Here is a 17,966-nt window from a genome sequence, read left to right as displayed (position 1 = left end):
GGCGGTAAGGTAGCAGGTCGATACCTTCGACAAAAGCGCTGGATGACCGCTGCGGTGAGCGGTCGCGGCTCAGTTGAGGAAGAGCGTCAGTGTTTGGCCGGGAGTCAGGGCGGAAGCGATCCGCGGATTCCAGTCCTGCAGGGCCTGTACCCCTATCTTGTAGCGCTTGGCGATCTGATACAGCGAATCGCCGGCCTTGACCCGATAGTAGGTTGGCGCGCCCTTGGCATTCTGGGTGGCCTTGGCGGTCTTGAGCTTGACCGTGTAGGCGGCGGGCAGGGCCGCTGCCGCCGTGGTCGTCGTACTGCCCGTATCGTGTAGCTTCAGGGTCTCGCCCACCTTCAGGCCACGCTTGCCCAGATCGTTCCAGCGCTTGAGATCGGCCAGCTCCACGTCGTTGGCGCGGGCGATGGACCAGAGGCTGTCGCCGGTGCGGACCTTGTAGGTGCGTACCACCGGTTCCTCGGCGACGGCGATGGTCTCCAGCGGCGTCGTGGTATTGCCGGTCTCTCGCCGCGGAAGCATCAGTTCCCGTCCGGCGGATAGGCGGCTATGGCTGCTGATTTTGTTGAGTGCGACGAGCTGCTCGACGCTGACGTGGTTGCGCTTGGCGATGCCGCGCAGGGTGTCGCCACGGCGGACACGATATTCCTGCCACTGAACGACCGCATCGGAGGCGATGGACGGCAGGGTCGCGGCGAGACGCTTGGCTTTCTCCGCCGGCACCAGCAGATGCTTGGGGCCGTCCATGGTCACCCCTTGGGTGTACGCGGGGTTGAGTCGGTAGAGCTCCTTGGCATCCAGGTTGGCCAGCTCCGCGACACGGTTCAGGTCCAGATGCTGCTTGATGTCCACCACTTCGAAATAGGGTTCGTCCGGGATGGATTCCAGGGCGAGGCCATAGGCGCCCGGATTACGCACGATCTGCGAGACCGCCAGCAGCTTGGGAACGTAATCCTGGGTTTCTTGCGGCAGTGAGGAGAGGTTCCAGTAATCGGTCGGCAGGCCCAGCGACTGGTTGCGCTCGATGGCGCGACTGACCGTGCCTTCGCCCGCATTGTAGGCGGCCAGGGCGAGCAGCCAGTCACCGCCGAACATGTCGTGCAGCTTGCTCAGGTAGTCCAGCGCGGCGTTGGTCGAGGCGGTGATGTCGCGGCGACCGTCATAGAAGCGGGTCTGGCGCAGATTGAAGTACTTGCCGGTGGTCGGAATGAATTGCCAGAGACCGGCGGCGGCACTGCGTGAGAGGGCGTTGGGGTTGAAAGAGCTTTCCACGACTGGCAGCAGGGCCAGTTCCAGGGGCATTTTGCGCTCTTCCAACCGCTCCACGATGTAGTGCAGATAGGGCGCGCCACGGCTACAGGACTGGGCGAGGTCGGCCTCGTGGCTGGCGTACCAGAGGCGCTGGCGATCGATGCGCGGATTGGTGCCGTTTTCGCCCTGGTCCTGGAGCTGGTAGCCATCCCGAACCCGGTCCCAAATATCGCCGCTGGTGGCTGCCACCGAGGGTGCCTTCCGCAGCCATTCCGGCGGACGCTGCATCTTGTGCGGCGTCATTTCCAGGTCGGCTTGATAGCTATTATCTGTCGTCTGGTTGTTGCTCTGACAGCCGGCGAGAAAGATGGCAAGGCACAGCGCAGAGACTTTGAAGGAGGTGGCCAGCACGTCTATTTCGCGGGTTTTCGGCGTCGCTGGCGGCATTGGTTTGGGCATTCCGGGATTTGGATGATGGGCGATTCTAGGAACCGTCTCCCGGAGGGTCAAGGAACAACCCGTAAGCCTGTGACCTGTACGACGACGTAAAACAAGGCCCTGCGGCGTCCTTGCCGGGGGGTTGTCAATGCGTGTCAGAACGTGTCTTTCCAGGCGCGCAGGGCGGCGAAGAAGGTATCCTCCGGCGCATCCGCTGCCACGCCGCGTTGCTCCTGCAACTGCCGTCTAACCTCGGGATCGGCGGTGCGCAGGAAGGGATTGATACCGCGTTCGCGCCCCAAGGTGGTGGGTAGGGTGGGGCGGTTGGCTTCCCGCAAGCGCCGCGTATGCTCCTGCGCGTCTTGCACCGCAGCGCTTTGCGGCTCGACCGCGCGGGCGAAGCGTAGATTGCTCTGGGTGTACTCGTGGCCGCAATAGATCTCGGTGGCATCCGGCAGGCTGGCCAATCGCTGCAGGGACTCCAGCATCTGCGTAGGCGTACCCTCGAACAGCCGGCCGCAGCCGGCCGAGAACAGCGTATCGCCACTGAACAGCAGCGGTCGCTCGCCAGCCTGGTAGTAGGCGATATGGCCGGCGGTGTGACCGGGCACCCGGATGACTTCGAAGGTGGCCCCCAGCACCTCGAGACGGTCCGCATCCGCCAGCGGCAGGTCGACGTCGGCGATACGTTCGTCGGCAGGCGCCGTGACCCGGGCGCCAGTGCGCTGCTTGAGGGGGGCGATCCCGCCGGTGTGATCGTGATGATGATGGGTGATGAGGATGTCGGTCAGCTGCCAGTCGGGGTGGCTATCGAGCCAAGTCATTACCGGAGCGGCATCGCCCGGGTCGACGACGACCGCCCGTCTCGTCCCGGCGTCCTTGATGAGCCAGATATAGTTATCGTTGAAAGCGGGTAGAGGAACGATATCGAACATGGGGTGAGCTCTCTGGTCGGACGGCGAGTCTCTAGGGTAGCAGCAGGTGGTACGGCAACAGCTCAGGCTTCTTCAGGAGAGGACCAGACGATGCACGACGAATTCTCGGCCCAGGTCGATCCACGCTGGCTCAAGCTCATGAGCTCGGCGCGGGAGTGGATGTCCGGCCCACTGGGGCAACTGTTGCTCGAGCAGGAGCGGGTGCTGATCGACGAAGAGCTCAAGCGGCATTTCGGCAGCTACCTCGTCCACTACGGGCCGCATCCGGAATCTCCGGCCAACTGCGGTCAGCTCCGGCATACGGTGCGGATCGGGCCACCGCTGGGTGATGTCGACATCATCTGCGAGGAAGGCGCCTGGCCGCTGGGCGAGCACGCCGCGGATGTGGTGTTGTTGCAACACGGTCTGGATTTTTCCCTGTCGCCCCATCGTCTGCTCCGCGAAGCGGCGCTGAGCGTGAGGCCCGGTGGGCATCTGGTGGTGGTGGGCATCAATCCCTGGAGCCTGTGGGGCGTGCGCCACTATCTGGCCCGCGACGCCTTGCGCAAGGCCCGCTGCTTCGGAGCCAGCCGGGTCGCGGACTGGTTGTCGCTACTGGGCTTCGCGCTGGAGAAACGGCGCTTCGGGTGTTATCGTCCGCCGCTTTCATCCCACAAGTGGCAGCAGCGCCTGGCCTGGATGGAGCAGGGGGACATAGATCCCAGCAGCGAGCAGGCCGCCGGTGCCGGCTTCTACCTGCTATCGGCCCGCAAGCTGATGTTCGGGTTGCGCCCGGTGCCCCAGGTCCGCAAGGAACCTCGCGGCAAGCTGGTGCCCATGCCGGTCGCCAAGATCGCCCGGCGCGAATCGAGTGAATCCAATGAGTGACGACATCGTCGAGGTCTTTACCGACGGCGCCTGCAAGGGCAATCCGGGTCCCGGCGGCTGGGGCGCCCTGCTGAAGTATCGCGGTGCGGAGCGCGAGTTGTGGGGCGGCGAAGCCAACACCACCAACAATCGCATGGAGTTGATGGCGGCCATCCAATCGCTGGCGGCGCTCAAGCGTCCCTGTCGTATCCGGCTGACCACCGACTCCGAGTACGTGATGAAGGGAATCACCCAGTGGCTGGCGAACTGGAAGAAGCGTGGCTGGCAGACCGCCGCCAAGCAGCCGGTGAAGAACGCCGAGCTGTGGCAGGCACTCGATGCCCAGGTACAGCGGCACGACGTGGAATGGCGCTGGGTAAGAGGGCACACCGGTCATCCCGAAAACGAGCGGGCCGATCAGTTGGCCAATCGTGGCGTGGATGAGGTAAGACAAGTCAAGCAGGCCGCCAAGGCCTAACACCGGCCGAGCGAAACAGGCCAAGAGGTAGCGATGAGATACGTAGTTCTGGATACCGAAACCACCGGCATGCCGGTAACCGACGGCCACCGGGTCATCGAGATCGGTGGGGTCGAGGTCATCGGGCGCCGCCTGACCGGGCGTCATTTCCACGTCTATCTCAATCCGGATCGAGAGATCGACGAAGGCGCCATCGCGGTACACGGCATCACCAATGACTTCGTCGCCGACAAGCCACGCTTCGCCGAGATCGCCGATAGCTTCTTCGAGTTCATCGAAGGCGCCGAGCTGGTCATCCACAACGCTCCCTTCGACGTGGGCTTCATCAACAGCGAATTCGCGCGCCTGGGCGTTCACCCTGAGCGTGCCGACATCACCCAGCACTGCTCGGTACTCGATACCCTGGTCATGGCCCGTGGGCGCCATCCCGGGCAGCGCAACAGCCTGGATGCGCTGTGCAAACGTTATGGGGTAGACAACTCCAATCGCGAGCTGCACGGCGCACTGCTCGACGCCGAGATCCTCGCCGACGTCTATCTGGCCATGACCGGTGGCCAGACCAGTCTTTCCCTGGCAGCCCATGGCCAGGAAGGCAACGGTGACGGTAACTACGTCATGCCGATCAAGCGACTGCCGGCCGATCGTCCACGCACCCGGGTGATCAGTGCCAGTTCCGCGGATCTCGAGGCTCATGCCGTGCGCATGGCTGCCATCGAGAAGAGTTGCGGCAAGGTTCCGCTCTGGCTCGCGGGGACTGGCGCTGAGTGAGGCGCGGTAGGGGCAAGGCGGCTTGCTCAATCGGTAAGGCGCGCGCGGTTACGCTCGTCCGAATAGGCGGAAAGACTTCACAAATTTCAGCTATCGTTCAACAAAGACGGTGCAGGCTGATCGTTTGAACCTGGACGGGTCGCCGAATTTCGATCTCCTGGGAACTTTTATCGCTTCCAAGCATTCATATGGCGAATTGGAACTGTCGCTTCGCTGCTGCGGATGCAGGGCGGAGCGGTCAGCGGGATAGGTCGTAGTGACCGTCCGGCGCGCTTGAGCACCAGCAGTACTGGATTGTTAGGTTTCGTACGATGAGGCAGCACCGAGCTGAGCCTTTGCCGTATGGCGCCTAGTGTTGCCTCGTCAGGATGACGCGGCACTTAAGATTCATCAGGAATAGCAAGCCTTATTCCCCGTCTAGGGTGACGTTTGCGAAGTTGTATTGGCGCAGGAGGCGTAAGGCACCATGGTGACTGGAGCGAGAGCTTTGAGCTTGGTTCGTGAACAGCTGTTCGCGACCATAGAGGAAGCTGAATCCTATCTTGAACGATTCATCGTCGAGCGGCATTGCAGCAGCCTGCTGCAACGTGCTGTCGAGAGTATCGGCCAGATTCGTGGTGCCCTGACACTCATCGAGCTGACAGGTGCCCAACTCCTGGCGCACGAGACCCTGCAGATTGCCAACGACATTCCCGCAGGCGCTGGTCCGGAACATGACGAGCACCTGATGTCGATCTGTCGCGGCCTGCACATCTTGCGCCGCTACCTCGAGCAACTCCGCAGCGGGCAGGAGGAGATGCCCGAATTGCTGCTGCCTGCCATCAATGCCCTGCGCATGGCGGGAGGCGAGCCGGAGTTGCCGGAAAGCTATTTCTTCAGTGTGCGCCTGGATCAACGTCCGCAGATCACCGAGCCAACCCGGCTGGCGGTCCGTGAGCGGGCGGCCCAGGCGCGCAGAATGCGGCAGATGTACCAGGTCGGCTTGCTCGGCTTCCTGCGCGACGTGAATAGCCTGGCCAGCCTGAGGCTCATGGCCCGGGCGTTGGAACGTTCGGCCGCCTTGCTGCACGACCATGTCGGCGGCTACCTGCCCTGGGTCGCTGCGGCGACTGCCGAGGGCTTCGCCCAGGGTCGTTTGACGCCCACGCGGGAGCGTAAGCAACTGTTCGCCCGCGTCGATCGCGAACTGCGCCAGATGCTGGGTAACGAGTTGCACGAGCCGGCGCGCAGTACGCTCAAGGAACTCCTGTATCTACTGGCCCTCGCCGGTGTCGATGCGGCCCATCCGCAGCAGGTGATGAACGCCTACGGCATCGAGCGGCTGGGCTTCACCGACGCGCAACTGGAGGCCGGTAAGAAACGCCTTGCCGGGCCCGGTCATGCGGTCCTGCACTCGCTGTCCGCCGCCATTCGCGAAGAGCTGGAAACGGTCAAGGATCTGATCGATCTCATCGAGACCGAGGTGCGCAACGGCGGCGAACAAGGCCGTTCCGCGGTCTCCGATAATTTCTCGCGGCTGTATATCCAAGTCGGCCTGCTGGGCAAGACCTTGGAGATGGTGGGCCAGGACAACGCTGGCCGTGTGCTGCAGCAGTGCCTGCCGAGCATCTCCGAATGGAAAGACAAGACGCTGGTGCTCGAGGATCTGGCACCGCTGGCGGATGCCTTGTTGCTCGTGGAAAGCCTGATCGGTCAGCCCGAGGGGCAGGGTACCTTGCTCGATGCCACCCTCGACGCCCAGGATGTCCAGGTCAGCGTGGCCAATTACCAGCTGGGTGAAGCCCAGGCGCTGCTGCACAAGGAGGCCTACCAGGGGCTCACCGATGCCAAGCGCGCCATTGGCGCCTTCCTCGACTCGCGTGGCGATACCCTTCACCTCACCACCGTCCCTGCTTTGCTCGATACGGTACGGGGAGCCCTGTTCTTCTTGGGTAATCCGCGCGCCGCCGAGTTGGTGCGGGCCTGCACCGGTTATATCCAACGGTGCTTGATCGACGGTGGTCAGGCTTGCGAGCCGGCTACCCTGGAAGTCTTGGCGGATGCCTTGAGCAGCATCGAGTTCTTCGTCGAGAGCGGTGGTACCGAGGGCCATGGCGGTACGCCGGACATTCTCGATATCGCGGCGCAAAGCATTCGCGCCCTGGGTTGGACGTCGGCTGCCGCATGACGCCGTGGCAACCTGGCTGGTTCCAGGCGGCGCGAACATCGCCCGGTTGGCTGGTCGTCCACAGTGGCCAGGTTTTTCTCACCTGTGGGGCGAACGTACTCTTCACCAGCGACGATCCGCTCCTCCAGGGGCTCGAAGGGGATCTGCATGGACTCGGCCAATGGCAGGGTCAGGCCGTCACCCTGATCGAGCTCGATAGCCCGAAAGACGTCGAAGGGTGCAACTGGCAGCCACTGCGACCGCTGATGCTGCAATCGCCCCATGCGCTGTTCAAGCTGTTGGGCTACGCCAATCAGATCGGTACCTGGGCGCGGCAACATCGCTTCTGCGGTCAGTGTGGGACCCGCACCTTCCCCCTCGATGGCCAGCGCGGATTGCAATGCCCGAACTGCCAGCTCACCCAGTATCCCCGGCTGTCGCCCAGCATGATCGCGCTGATCACCCGGGGCGATGAGGTCTTGCTGGCCCGCTCGCCCCGTTTCGCCCCGGGCGTCTACAGCACCCTGGCGGGCTTCGTCGAACCGGGGGAGTCGGCCGAGGCCTGTGTGCACCGGGAAATCATGGAAGAGGTGGGCGTCAGCGTGACCAACCTGCGCTACCAGGGCAGCCAGAACTGGCCGTATCCGCATTCCCTGATGCTCGGTTACCACGTCGATTACGTGGCCGGCGAGATTCGCTGCCAGCCCGATGAGATCGAGGATGCTCGCTGGTTCGAGCTGCGGGCTCTGCCGACGCTGCCACCTGCCTTTTCCATCTCCCGCTATCTGATCGATCTCTATCGCGCCGAACGCTTAGGCGGCGCCAAACCAGTGCTGCCAGATTAGCTTGATCGTCAGCGCCAGTACGACGCAGATGAATACCGGGCGAATGAACTTGGCTCCGCCGGCGATGGCGCTGCGGGCCCCCAGATAGGCGCCGAGGGTCAGCGACAGGCCCATGGTGAGGCCCAGCACCCACAGGACCTGACCGAGCGCGATGAACATCGCCAGGGCGACACCGTTGCTGACGAAATTCATGGTGCGGGCGACGCCGCTGGCCTTGAGCAGGTCCAGTGGATAGAGCAGCAGGCTACTGACCGTCCAGAAGGCCCCGGTGCCGGGACCGAAGACCCCGTCGTACATTCCCAGAGTCACGCCCTGTGGCCATTGGCGACGTTGCGGGATGGGGGCATCGCTGAGTAGGGGCGCCTTGGGCGTGCCGCCGAACAGCAGATACAGCGCACAGCTGAAGACCACCACGGGCAGCAGCTGGTTGAGGAAATCCGCAGGCAGATGATGCGCGACCAGGGCACCCACACCGGCGCCGATGGCGGTCGCGAGTAGGGCATGGCGCCATTGGCGCGGCTGAAAGAGCTTGCGTCGGTAGAAGGTGTAGGCCGCCGTGGCGCTGCCGAAGGTGGAGCTGAGCTTGTTGGTGCCGATGGCCAGGTGCGGGGGGACACCGGCCATGAGCAGCGCGGGTACCGTCAGCAATCCCCCGCCACCGGCGATGGCATCGATGTAACCGGCGAGAAAGGCGACCCCGGCGAGCAGTACCAGGGTCGTGGGGTCCAAGGCGAATTCGAGCATGGGAGCGGCGGGCCAGATCAAACGGGGGCGCCATCATGCACCAGTCACGCCCTGGTCACCACCCGTCTCCCCGCAGGTTCAATCCAGGGTCGGGAAGGGCAGGCCGACGTAGTTTTCCGCGATGGTGGTGCGCCCCGCTCTGGAATCGAGGAGGGCGCGCCATTCGGCGTCCTGGACACGTTGGGTGAAGGCATCGGTGTCGGGAAAACGGTGCAGCGCGGTGGTCATCCACCAGGAAAATCGCACCGCTGCCCAGATACGCTTCAGGCACAGCTCCGAATAGCGCTCCAGGCAAGAGGGGTTGCCCGTACGGTACGCCCGCTCCAGCAGCAGGTGCAGGTTGCGGACGTCACCCAAGGCCAGGTTGAGCCCCTTGGCGCCGGTCGGCGGTACGATGTGGGCGGCATCGCCGACCAGGAACAGCCGGCCGTACTGCATGGGCTCCACGACATAGCTGCGTAGCGGGGCGATGCTCTTTTCCAGCGAGGGCCCGGTGACCAGCTGCGCAGCGGTTTCCTTGGGCAGGCGGGCCTTGAGCTCTTCCCAGAAGCGCTCATCCGACCAGTTCTCGACCGCGTCGCCCGCATCCACTTGCAGGTAGTAGCGGCTACGGGTCGCGGAACGCATGCTGCACAGGGCGAAGCCGCGCTCGTGGCTCGCGTAGATGAGTTCTTCGCTGGCCGGCGGGGTGTCGCTCAGCAGGCCCAGCCAGCCGAAGGGGTAGACGCGCTCGTACTCGGTCAGTACCCCCGCCGGAATGGCCTGGCGGGACACCCCGTGGAAGCCGTCGCAACCCGCTATGTAGTCGCAGTCGATACGCACCGACTCGCCGGCGATCTGGCAGGTGACATAGGGGCGCTCACCCGCGATCTCGTGGGGCTGGACATCACTGGCGTGGTACAGCGTGATCCCGCCACTGGCCTTGCGCGCGGCCATCAGGTCGCGGGTCACTTCGGTCTGGCCATAGACGGTGACGCAACGGCCATCGAGCAGCTCATGCAGATCCAGACGCTCGCGCTTGCCATCGATGGCGAATTCCACGCCGTGATGCACCTGGCCTTCGCGCTCCAACCGCTCGCTCACGCCGGCCTGGTGGAGCAGGTCGACGGTACCCTGTTCGAGGACGCCGGCACGAATACGGCTGAGGACATGCTCTGCGCTCTGGCGCTCGAGGATGACGTTGTCGATGCCGGAGCGGCTGAGCAACTGGCCCAGGAGCAGGCCGGACGGACCGGCGCCGATGATCACGACTTGGGTGTGCATGGGGAATCCCTCTTGTCGGGCGTGAACGCCGCGTTCTTGTATGGTTTCGGTATTTTTGGACGATTAGAGGCAGGATAGTCAGGCTGCTATCCACCAATTTCTGGTACTTTCCGATGGTTCGTGCGGCTATCGCCCGAGGTCTGACGATGAACGACGGCTATCCACCTATTTTCAAGCTGTATGGCGAGGCGCAGGCCTGGCCCGCTCCCGACCTGCTGCATTGCGAGACGATCGCGAGTCGGAGCCGGTTGCATGCCTGGTGCATCGATACCCACAGGCACGCCGATCTGGTGCAAATCCTCTATGTCCGAACGGGTTCGTTGCGCCTGCAACTGGAGGACTGGCACGGCGCGCTGTCCGGTCCGCTACTGGTGGTGCTGCCGATGCTCTGCGTACATGCCTTCGAATTCGATCCCGCCGTCGAAGGCTTCGTGATCACCTTGCCGCTGCCCCAGGTGGAGCGCCTGAAGCAGCGCTGCCAGGGCAATGGGCAGGGCTTGTTTCTCAGTGCGACGCGCTTCGAACTCGTCGGTGAGGAGGCGCTGTGGATCGAACGGCTGATCGGCCAACTGGTCGGCGAATACGAGGGGCGGCGGCCCGGGCGGGAGGTGATGCTGGAGGCCTTGCTGGATAGCCTGGCCGTCTGGCTGGTACGGCAGCAGACGCGAAACAAGGCGGCTGCGCTGCCAAGGCGTGCCGAGCAGCATCTGGGGCGCTTTCTGGCCCTGGTGGAGCAGCATTATCGCGACCATTGGAACCTGGGCCGTTACGCCGGCGCCCTGGGTATCTCCGGAGTGCATTTGAATGCCGTGTGCCGCCAACTGGCCGGCACCTCGGCGTTGGAGATCGTCCACCAGCGGCTGCTGCTGGAGGCGCGGCGCAATCTGAGTTTCACCCAGGCATCGGTGGCGGAGATCGCCGATGCCCTTGGCTTCGCCGATCCCGCCTACTTCGCGCGCTTCTTTCGTCGTGGCACCGGCGAGAGCCCGCTCAGTTATCGCCGTCAGGCAGCAGTGCCGGGGTAGGGCTGGAAGCTTCAACCGGGGCATCCAGGGTTTCCGCCACCCGGTTGGCCAGGGCATCCAGATTGAAAGGCTTGGTGATCAGCGTCATCCCTGGCTCCAGATAGCCTTCCAGGTGAGCCCCTTCCGCATAGCCGGTAGCGAAGAGCACCTTGAGCCGGGGTCGGCGCTGGCGCGCGATTTCCGCCAGTTGGCGACCGTTCATGCCGGGTAGGCCGACATCCGATAGCAGCAGATCAATGGGCTGGCTGCTTTCCAGGATGGGCAGGGCGGCACGGGCATCTTCGGCTTGTAGCGTCGCATAGCCCAGCTCCCTGAGCAGCTCCACCACCATCTGCCGGACCACAGGCTCGTCCTCGACCACCAGAATGATCTTGCCACCGCCTCGCGGCGTGATGGCCGGTGGGGCGACCGGGGTTGGCTCCACGTCGGCGCCCAGGTAGCGGGGCAGGTAGAGACCGACGGTCGTCCCCTTGCCGGGCTTGGACTCCAGGCGCACATGCCCCTTGGATTGCTTGGCATAGCCATAGATCATCGACAGCCCCAGGCCGGTACCCTGGCCGATGGGCTTGGTGGTGAAGAAGGGATCGAAGGCGCGGGCCATGACCTCCGGTGGCATCCCGGTCCCATCGTCCGTCACCAGCAGGGCGACGTAGTCACCGGCGCTCACCGCATCCAGGCCGTTGCCACTTTCAGCCAGATAGACGTTGTGCGTCTCGATGCTGATCTTACCGCCATGGGGCAGGGCGTCTCGCGCATTGATGACCAGGTTGAGCAGGGCGCTTTCCAACTGGTGGGGATCCGTGAGTGCCTGCCAGAGACCGCTATACAGATCCAGGACGAGCGCGATGTCGCCACGCAGGCTGCGCAGCAGCAACTCTTCCATGGATTGCACGCTGGCATTGACCTGGACCGGCTGGAGGTCCAGCGCCTGGCGGCGGGAAAAGGCCAGCAAACGCTGGGTGAGGGCGGCGGCACGCTGGGCCGAGGTAAGGGCACTCCCCAGATACTGCTCGAATTTCTCCTGCCGGCCGGCCTTCTGGTGACGTTGCAGCATATCGAGGCTGCCCATGATCCCAGTGAGCAAGTTGTTGAAGTCATGGGCGATCCCGCCGGTGAGCTGGCCCACCGCTTCCATCTTCTGCGCCTGGCGCAACTGCTCCTGCAGTTCTTCCTGCTCGGTGACGTCGCGCCCGACGGCATAGATGAGGCCGTCCTCGGCGCTGGCCGTCCAGTCGAGGATGCGATAACTACCATCCCGGGCCCGCACTCGCGCCCTGAGGTTCGCCGCCCCCTGATTGGTGCCCAGACTGTGCAAGGTATCGAACACCCGGCGTTGGTCCTCAGGATGCAGCAGCTCGGTCAGCTGGAGACTGGCCAGGTCGGTTTCGCGACGGCCCAGCAGCCGGGTGGCGGCGCTGTTCACCGTCTTCACCTCGCCATCGGCACGGCAGATCACCATCAGGTCGTGGCTGATGCGCCACATCCGATCGCGCTCGCGGGTGCGCAATTCGATCTGGTGCTCGAGCTCCTGGCGCGAGCGGGTGAGGACTTCGCGGGCATCGACGATGCTCTGGATGTCGGTACAGGTGCCGAACCACTGCTCGATGCGTCCCTTGGCGTCACGCACGGGTTGGGCACGGCCGAGCACCCAGCGGTAACGGCCCGAGCGATGCCGCAGGCGGTACTCGATATGGTAGGGCTCGCCGGTACTGAGGCTGTGGTGCCAGACCTTCCAGGTGCGCTCCTGGTCCTCCGGATGGAAGACATTGGACCAGCCATCGCCTTCCGTGGAGCCCTCCGGGACACCGGTGAATTCGTACCAGCGATCGTTGAAGTAGAAATGATGACCATCCGGGCGCGTGGCCCACACCATCTGGTCGATGGAGTTGATGATGGCGCGCAGCTGCGCCTCGTTGCGGGCCAGCTCTTGCGCCTGGCGTCGATGGCCACTGATGTCGATGAACAGTACGGCGAAGCGATCCGCCGGCAGTTTGTGGGCGCGTACCTCGTACCAGTGCTCGTGCTGCAGATTCAGCAGGATATCGAACTGGGTGAATTCCGCATCGGAGTTCATGAAGTCGGCGTAGGCGGGTAGCAGATCCGCTTCCAATGGCGGGAGGGCTTCGCGCAGCGTCTTGCCCAGTACCTGGTCCAGCGGAATGCCCGTCAGGGTGGCGAAGATCGGGTTGACCTCGAGAAAACGGAAATCCTGCATCAGGCCCGCGTCATCACGGATCGCCTGGGCCATGTAGAAGCCCTCGCGCATGCCGTGGTACAGCTCCTGCAGCCAGATATCCCGCTCGGTGATGGCCGCCTCGTTGCGTTTGCGTTCGGTGATGTCGTAGCACACCCCCAGGTAGCGCCCCGCACCCTGGCTGGACATCAGTTGGCCGCGCCGCCCCAGCCAGCGCTCCTCGCCGGTATCGGCGCGCCGGATGCGGTATTCAAGATAATCCAAGGCATCATCGTCGGGCTCCGCCGAGAGCGTTCTCAGGCTGGCCACGTCGTCGGGGTGCAGTTGCTTGATCAATTCCTCCAAGGGGTAGCTGCGCCGTTCCGGCAGCCCCCAGAGGTGGCAAAAGCCCGACGACACCAGCAGTCGCGCCTCGCCCGGCAGGAGTTCGAAGGTCCCGACCCGGCCGACCTGCTGGGCGAGGCGTACCCGTTCCTCGGACACCAGCTGTTCGGTCCGGTCCTGCAGGACATGGGCAAAACCGAGCAGCTCGGTGGCTTGCCTCAGGGCGGTCGTCGCCACTTCCACCCAGCGGGACTGGCCTTTGCGAAGCCCGATCCAGCCTGCCCCTTGCCCATACTCGTCGATCAGCGCCTGGTGCTGAGCGGTCGCGAGAAAGGCTGCATCGCGACCGGCTGTCAGCAACTCGCTGAAGAGCTGACCTTCAGCATCCGCGGCGCTCCAGCCACACAGCAGCTCCGCACCGCGATTCCAGCGCTCGATGCGCCCGTGCCGGTCGGTGATGACCAGGGCATGGGACGTCAATTGCAGAAGCGCCAGCTGTTCGAGCGGAGAGATCGACATTCAGGGATTCCCTTGGACTGGCGCGCGGCAATTTGGCGGTTAGGCCTCGACACCCTCGTGCAGTTGGACATTCAAACTGCGCAGGGCATTCCAGTACTCAGGATAGGTCTTGCCGACGCATTCCGGATCGAGAATGCGGATGCCCGCGACCTTGAGACCGGCCAGGGCGAAGCACATGGCGATGCGGTGATCGGCGTGGGTTTCGATTACCGCGTCGACCTGGCTGCCCGCCAATGCCGGATCGGCCGCCACCAGCAAGTCGTCACCTTCCACGCTGGCCAGGCCGGGGCGGATGGCATTCAGGCCATCGTGCAGCGCGGCTACCCGGTCGCACTCTTTTACGCGCAGGTTGGCCAGCCCCACGAAACGCACCGGCGTCTCGTTGAAGGCCGACACTACGGCCAGCGTGGGAATGGCGTCCTGCATCTGGGAGCCATCGATCACGGCCGGCAACTGCGGAAAGGCGGCGATGTATTCGCGGGCCTTGGCATCGGGCTGGGTGAAGCCATCGTCGGCGACCCCCAGGTCGATGGCGCCGCCGGTCAGTGCCTGGGCGGCCCAGAGGTAGGTGGCGGCCGAGGCATCCGGCTCGATGAAATAGTCGCGGGCCACGTAGCCGGTCGGGGCGACCCGCCAGGTAGCGGCATCGAGTTGTTCCACCTCGGCGCCGAAGGCGCGCATCGCGGCCACGGTCAGATCGACGTAGCCACGCGCGCCAATCTCGCTACCGCGCAAGGCCACGTCCACGGGCTCGCTGCCCAGGGCGGCCAGCATCAACAATGCCGAGACGTACTGGCTGGACAGCCCGGCATCGACCTCGAAACGCCGGGCGGTGAGGCGCCCCTGACCCTGGACCGTCACCGGCGGGCAGCCCGTCGGGGCTGCTACCTGGATGCCATTGGCGTTCAGGGTGTCGAGCAGGGGCGCGATGGGGCGCTTCTGCATATAGGCATCGCCGGTCAGGGTGACGGCGCCATCAACGGTCGCCACCGCCGCGGTAAGGAAGCGCACCGCGGTGCCAGCGTTGCCGAGAAACAGCGGTTGGGAGGGCTGCTGCAGGCGACCAGAGCTGGTCACCACGAAGGTAGTGGCATCCGGCTCCTCGATGGTGACGCCCATCAGCCGCAAGGCCTCGGACATATGGCGGGTGTCATCGCTCTTGAGCGCGCCGGTCAGGCGACTCGTTCCCTTCGCCAGAGCGGCCAGGAGCAGGGCGCGATTGGTGATGGACTTGGAGCCGGGCGGGGCGATCCGCCCCTTCAGCGCAGCGTTGGGAGGGGTAACGGTGATGTAGGGTCTGGCAGACATGGGGGCTCCAAGCAACTTCGCGACAGGCCATGGCGGCGGATCGCAACAAGGGCGCCATGATGCCATTTCGCGTGGCTCAGGCCCAGGCGGCTTGTTTCGTAATACCACCCCTATAGGTGTGATCGAGTCGTCATCCACCCTCTACTGTCACGAACAGGTCATCAGGTCGGGGTAGTGCTAGCTGTTTTCTACCCGAGGAACCTGCCATGTCCCTGCTTCGTCCTGATCGACGCCGTGTCCTGCAAGGCCTGGGGGCCACGCTGTTGTTACCGGCCCTGGGCTCCCGTACCTGGGCGGCGCCCTCCGGCCGGCCTGTCGTGACCGACGGCGTCCAGGCCGGGGATGTGACCCAGGATCGGGCCCTGATCTGGAGCCGGACGGATCGACCGGCACGCCTCCTGGTGGAGTGGGATACCCAGGCGAGCTTCAGCTCGCCGCGCAAGGTGCTGGGGCCGGTAACCACGGCGGCCCAGGACTATACGGCCCGTCTCGATCTCGCCAGGCTGCCCGCCGATCAGCACATCTTCTATCGGGTCCGCTTCGAGGACGTGGATACCGGAGCGCTCAGCGAGCCAGTCGCCGGACACCTGCGCTCGGCACCGACGCAGCGTGGCGACATCAGATTCGTCTGGGGTGGCGATACAGTGGGGCAGGGCTTCGGGATCAATCCCGATATCGGCGGTATGCGCATCTACAACGCCATGCGCGAGCGCCGTCCGGATTTCTTCCTGCACAGCGGCGATACCATCTATGCCGACGGCCCGGTGCCGGCCCAATTGACCGTGGAAGAGGGCCGCATCTGGCGCAACGTCACCACGGAAGCCAAGAGCAAGGTGGCCGAGACGCTCGACGAATTCCGCGGCAACTATCGCTACAACCTGATGGATGACCATCTGCGGCGGTTCAATGCCGAGGTGCCCCAGGTCTGGCAATGGGATGACCACGAGACCACCAACAACTGGTCGCCAAGCAAGCAGTTGGACGACCGCTACAAGGTCAAGGATATCGGTCTCCTCAGCGGTCGTTCTCGCCAGGCCTTCCTGGAATACGCGCCCATGCGCGGTGTATCCGCCGACGGGGCAGGGCGCATCTACCGGAGGATCGCCTACGGCCCGCTGCTGGACGTCTTCGTCCTGGATATGCGCAGCTATCGCGCTGGGAACGACAGCAACCTGGGAGATGACGCGAGCGGGAAAGGGGCGTTCCTCGGGCGAGAGCAACTGGATTGGCTCAAGCAGGAGCTGCAGTCATCGCGGGCCACCTGGAAGGTCATCGCCGCCGACATGCCTATCGGACTGCAGGTACCGGACGGCAAGGACGATCAGGGACAGCCGCGTTGGGAAGCCATCGCCAATGGCGATCCCGGCCAACCCAAGGGGCGGGAGTTGGAGATAGCCGAGTTGCTGGGTTTCATTGCTCGCCAGCAAATCCGCAACACCCTGTGGTTGACCGCCGACGTGCATTATTGCGCGGCTCACCATTACCACCCGGATCGGGCAGCCTTCCAGGATTTCGAACCCTTCTGGGAGTTCGTCGCCGGCCCGCTCAACGCCGGTAGCTTCGGGCCGAATCCGCTGGATGCCACCTTTGGCCCCAGCGTCGTATTCCAGAAGGCGCCGCCCCAGCCAAACACCTCACCCCTGAGCAAATTCCAGTTCTTTGGGGAAGTGGAGATCGATGGAGAATCGGCCGAGTTGAAGGTCACCTTGCGCAATCAGGATGGGGAAGCCCAATTCGCTCAACTGCTGAAACCCGTCCAGAGTAATACCACCCCTATATAGTGGGAGTGTTTAACGTTGATCCTCTGCCTTAGTTAACAAAAAGGAGGAGAAAATGGCGCTAAATGCTACAATCTAGTGGTCATTAGGTTGGATGCGACCCATGTACGAAGACATCAAGAACGCCTTCGAGACCCTCAAGAGCACCATTAATGCCTTCAACGAGCTATGGCCGAGCAAGGTGGTGGCTGCTCAGGTTTGGCGACTGCCGCTGCTGGCTCAGCAGCGGGTGCCGGATCACATCGCCGTGGAAGTCTTCGATGGCGCAGAGGCGGTGGCGCTCACCCAGGAGGCCTTGCTGGCCTTTCACCTGCAGCCTGGCCAGGCGCCGGGCACGGTGAGCCGGCTGCCAGGCTACATCGCGCTCGCCGAGCCTCTGGTCGAGGAAATCCTGGCCATCAACACCTGCAAGAGCGCCTTCAGCGCGGCGATCGAGCAGACACGCCTGGAACTGGAGCTGGCTCCAGAGGCGCGGCCGCGGATCATGCGCAAGGCCTTGGGTGGGGCGTTCAATACCAAGCAACTGATCCGCAAGGTGCAGGGTTTCCCCGATCCAGTACGGCAGCTGACCTTTACCTGGGCCGGTCATACCTCTGGCGGTGAGCGGGTCAAGGTGGCGAAGGTAAGGGAACAGTTGAAGACCCTGGCCCTGGCCCGCGCGGACCGCGAACGGATCGCCCTCGATCGCACACCGGAATGGCAGGAGCACCAGGCGCTCAACCGGATGGCGGACGATGACATCCTGGTCAGGCACAAGAAGATCGCGCCGCATCCGCGCGCGATGCTGTGGTTCGGTGAAGAGAGCCGCTACGACGCCATGATCCACGCGAACCTGCCGGTATTCGTGGTGCCGGCCCAGGACGGCATGCAGGTGGTGGATTTGCGGGATTTCGATCGCACCCAACGTGGCGCGCTACGACCCGATATCAAGCCTCGTCGCGAAGTACTGGCAACACGATTGCTGTACCTCCCCACCGAGAACCCGGCGCGACCGGTCGCGCAGCGGCACAACGAAGCGACCCTCAAGAGATCCACCTATAGCCGGTGACGGCGACCCGAGCGCTCATAGCGTTACCGGATGCTTCGGTGTCGTAACCAGAG

14 protein-coding genes are annotated in these 17,966 nt (G+C 64.1%); 8 read left to right on the top strand and 6 right to left on the bottom strand.

All coding sequences use genetic code 11. From position 1 onward, the window contains the following. Window positions 1-69: 69 nt before the first annotated feature. Together CCZ28_RS04375 and gloB are read right to left on the bottom strand one after the other, a co-directional pair. Complete coding sequence (locus CCZ28_RS04375) at window positions 70-1,701, bottom strand: lytic transglycosylase domain-containing protein (RefSeq protein WP_140216229.1); 1,632 nt, start codon at window positions 1,699-1,701, stop codon at window positions 70-72. A gap of 146 nt (window positions 1,702-1,847) precedes the next feature. Beyond that, window positions 1,848-2,627 carry a hydroxyacylglutathione hydrolase gene (gloB, locus tag CCZ28_RS04370; RefSeq protein WP_140216227.1) on the bottom strand — a complete coding sequence of 260 codons (780 nt, stop codon included), beginning with the start codon at window positions 2,625-2,627 and terminating at the stop codon, window positions 1,848-1,850. A gap of 90 nt (window positions 2,628-2,717) precedes the next feature. Here gloB and CCZ28_RS04365 point away from each other — a divergent pair, with 90 nt between their 5' ends. From CCZ28_RS04365 to nudC, 5 genes are all read left to right on the top strand, one after another. After that, window positions 2,718-3,494 (top strand): methyltransferase domain-containing protein, encoded by a 777-nt coding sequence (locus CCZ28_RS04365; protein WP_058768878.1) that lies wholly within the window; start codon window positions 2,718-2,720, stop codon window positions 3,492-3,494. Continuing rightward, window positions 3,487-3,951, top strand: coding sequence for a ribonuclease HI (gene rnhA / locus CCZ28_RS04360; protein WP_058773114.1), 465 nt, complete (start codon window positions 3,487-3,489; stop codon window positions 3,949-3,951). The genes CCZ28_RS04365 and rnhA overlap by 8 nt, the downstream gene beginning before the upstream one ends. 33 nt (window positions 3,952-3,984) lie before the next feature. Continuing rightward, window positions 3,985-4,719, top strand: a complete 735-nt coding sequence (gene dnaQ / locus CCZ28_RS04355; RefSeq protein ID WP_140216225.1) for a DNA polymerase III subunit epsilon — start codon at window positions 3,985-3,987, stop codon at window positions 4,717-4,719. Window positions 4,720-5,206: 487 nt separating this feature from the next. Continuing rightward, window positions 5,207-6,886: a ferrous iron transporter B gene (locus tag CCZ28_RS04350; RefSeq protein ID WP_437179189.1), complete on the top strand. Its 1,680-nt coding sequence runs from the start codon at window positions 5,207-5,209 to the stop codon at window positions 6,884-6,886. Further along, complete coding sequence (gene nudC / locus CCZ28_RS04345; protein ID WP_140216221.1) at window positions 6,883-7,710, top strand: NAD(+) diphosphatase; 828 nt, start codon at window positions 6,883-6,885, stop codon at window positions 7,708-7,710. Before CCZ28_RS04350 ends, nudC begins: the two co-directional genes overlap by 4 nt. On the opposite strand, the gene CCZ28_RS04340 is transcribed toward nudC, so the two are convergent. Both CCZ28_RS04340 and pobA read right to left on the bottom strand, forming a co-directional pair. After that, the gene (locus tag CCZ28_RS04340) at window positions 7,678-8,454 is read right to left on the bottom strand and encodes a TSUP family transporter (protein WP_058768882.1); all 777 of its coding nucleotides are present in this window, start codon (window positions 8,452-8,454) and stop codon (window positions 7,678-7,680) included. The two genes, nudC and CCZ28_RS04340, sit on opposite strands and share 33 nt — an antisense overlap. A 78-nt stretch (window positions 8,455-8,532) precedes the next feature. Next, on the bottom strand, window positions 8,533-9,717 hold the full coding sequence (pobA, locus tag CCZ28_RS04335) for a 4-hydroxybenzoate 3-monooxygenase (RefSeq protein ID WP_140216219.1): 1,185 nt from the start codon (window positions 9,715-9,717) through the stop codon (window positions 8,533-8,535). Between the two features lie 146 nt (window positions 9,718-9,863). Here pobA and CCZ28_RS04330 point away from each other — a divergent pair, with 146 nt between their 5' ends. Then, the gene (locus CCZ28_RS04330) at window positions 9,864-10,742 is read left to right on the top strand and encodes a helix-turn-helix domain-containing protein (RefSeq protein WP_205894632.1); all 879 of its coding nucleotides are present in this window, start codon (window positions 9,864-9,866) and stop codon (window positions 10,740-10,742) included. On the opposite strand, the gene CCZ28_RS04325 is transcribed toward CCZ28_RS04330, so the two are convergent. Together CCZ28_RS04325 and CCZ28_RS04320 are read right to left on the bottom strand one after the other, a co-directional pair. Next, window positions 10,708-13,779: a hybrid sensor histidine kinase/response regulator gene (locus CCZ28_RS04325; protein WP_140216215.1), complete on the bottom strand. Its 3,072-nt coding sequence runs from the start codon at window positions 13,777-13,779 to the stop codon at window positions 10,708-10,710. The two genes, CCZ28_RS04330 and CCZ28_RS04325, sit on opposite strands and share 35 nt — an antisense overlap. A 39-nt stretch (window positions 13,780-13,818) precedes the next feature. Further along, window positions 13,819-15,087 carry a 3-phosphoshikimate 1-carboxyvinyltransferase gene (locus CCZ28_RS04320; RefSeq protein WP_140216213.1) on the bottom strand — a complete coding sequence of 423 codons (1,269 nt, stop codon included), beginning with the start codon at window positions 15,085-15,087 and terminating at the stop codon, window positions 13,819-13,821. A gap of 206 nt (window positions 15,088-15,293) precedes the next feature. On the opposite strand from CCZ28_RS04320, the gene CCZ28_RS04315 reads away from it, so the two are divergent. Continuing rightward, window positions 15,294-16,868, top strand: a complete 1,575-nt coding sequence (locus tag CCZ28_RS04315; RefSeq protein WP_140216211.1) for an alkaline phosphatase D family protein — start codon at window positions 15,294-15,296, stop codon at window positions 16,866-16,868. A gap of 100 nt (window positions 16,869-16,968) precedes the next feature. Next, window positions 16,969-17,913 carry a DNA replication terminus site-binding protein gene (locus CCZ28_RS04310; protein ID WP_140216210.1) on the top strand — a complete coding sequence of 315 codons (945 nt, stop codon included), beginning with the start codon at window positions 16,969-16,971 and terminating at the stop codon, window positions 17,911-17,913. Window positions 17,914-17,966 lie beyond the last annotated feature (53 nt).

The sequence above is a fragment of the Pseudomonas oryzihabitans genome, assembly GCF_006384975.1.
GTDB classification, from domain to species: domain Bacteria; phylum Pseudomonadota; class Gammaproteobacteria; order Pseudomonadales; family Pseudomonadaceae; genus Chryseomonas; species Chryseomonas psychrotolerans_B.
This window is presented reverse-complemented; position numbering and strand designations above follow the sequence as displayed.

Bases quoted from the DNA above. Each gene is read 5' to 3' on its own strand.
- CCZ28_RS04330 (WP_205894632.1), top strand. From the start codon at position 9,864: ATGAACGACGGCTATCCACCTATTTTCAAGCTGTATGGCGAGGCGCAG.
- rnhA (WP_058773114.1), top strand. From the start codon at position 3,487: ATGAGTGACGACATCGTCGAGGTCTTTACCGACGGCGCCTGCAAGGGC.
- nudC (WP_140216221.1), top strand. From the start codon at position 6,883: ATGACGCCGTGGCAACCTGGCTGGTTCCAGGCGGCGCGAACATCGCCC.
- pobA (WP_140216219.1), bottom strand. From the start codon at position 9,717: ATGCACACCCAAGTCGTGATCATCGGCGCCGGTCCGTCCGGCCTGCTC.
- gloB (WP_140216227.1), bottom strand. From the start codon at position 2,627: ATGTTCGATATCGTTCCTCTACCCGCTTTCAACGATAACTATATCTGG.
- CCZ28_RS04340 (WP_058768882.1), bottom strand. From the start codon at position 8,454: ATGCTCGAATTCGCCTTGGACCCCACGACCCTGGTACTGCTCGCCGGG.
- CCZ28_RS04315 (WP_140216211.1), top strand. From the start codon at position 15,294: ATGTCCCTGCTTCGTCCTGATCGACGCCGTGTCCTGCAAGGCCTGGGG.
- dnaQ (WP_140216225.1), top strand. From the start codon at position 3,985: ATGAGATACGTAGTTCTGGATACCGAAACCACCGGCATGCCGGTAACC.
- CCZ28_RS04365 (WP_058768878.1), top strand. From the start codon at position 2,718: ATGCACGACGAATTCTCGGCCCAGGTCGATCCACGCTGGCTCAAGCTC.
- CCZ28_RS04320 (WP_140216213.1), bottom strand. From the start codon at position 15,087: ATGTCTGCCAGACCCTACATCACCGTTACCCCTCCCAACGCTGCGCTG.
- CCZ28_RS04375 (WP_140216229.1), bottom strand. From the start codon at position 1,701: ATGCCGCCAGCGACGCCGAAAACCCGCGAAATAGACGTGCTGGCCACC.
- CCZ28_RS04310 (WP_140216210.1), top strand. From the start codon at position 16,969: ATGTACGAAGACATCAAGAACGCCTTCGAGACCCTCAAGAGCACCATT.
- CCZ28_RS04325 (WP_140216215.1), bottom strand. From the start codon at position 13,779: ATGTCGATCTCTCCGCTCGAACAGCTGGCGCTTCTGCAATTGACGTCC.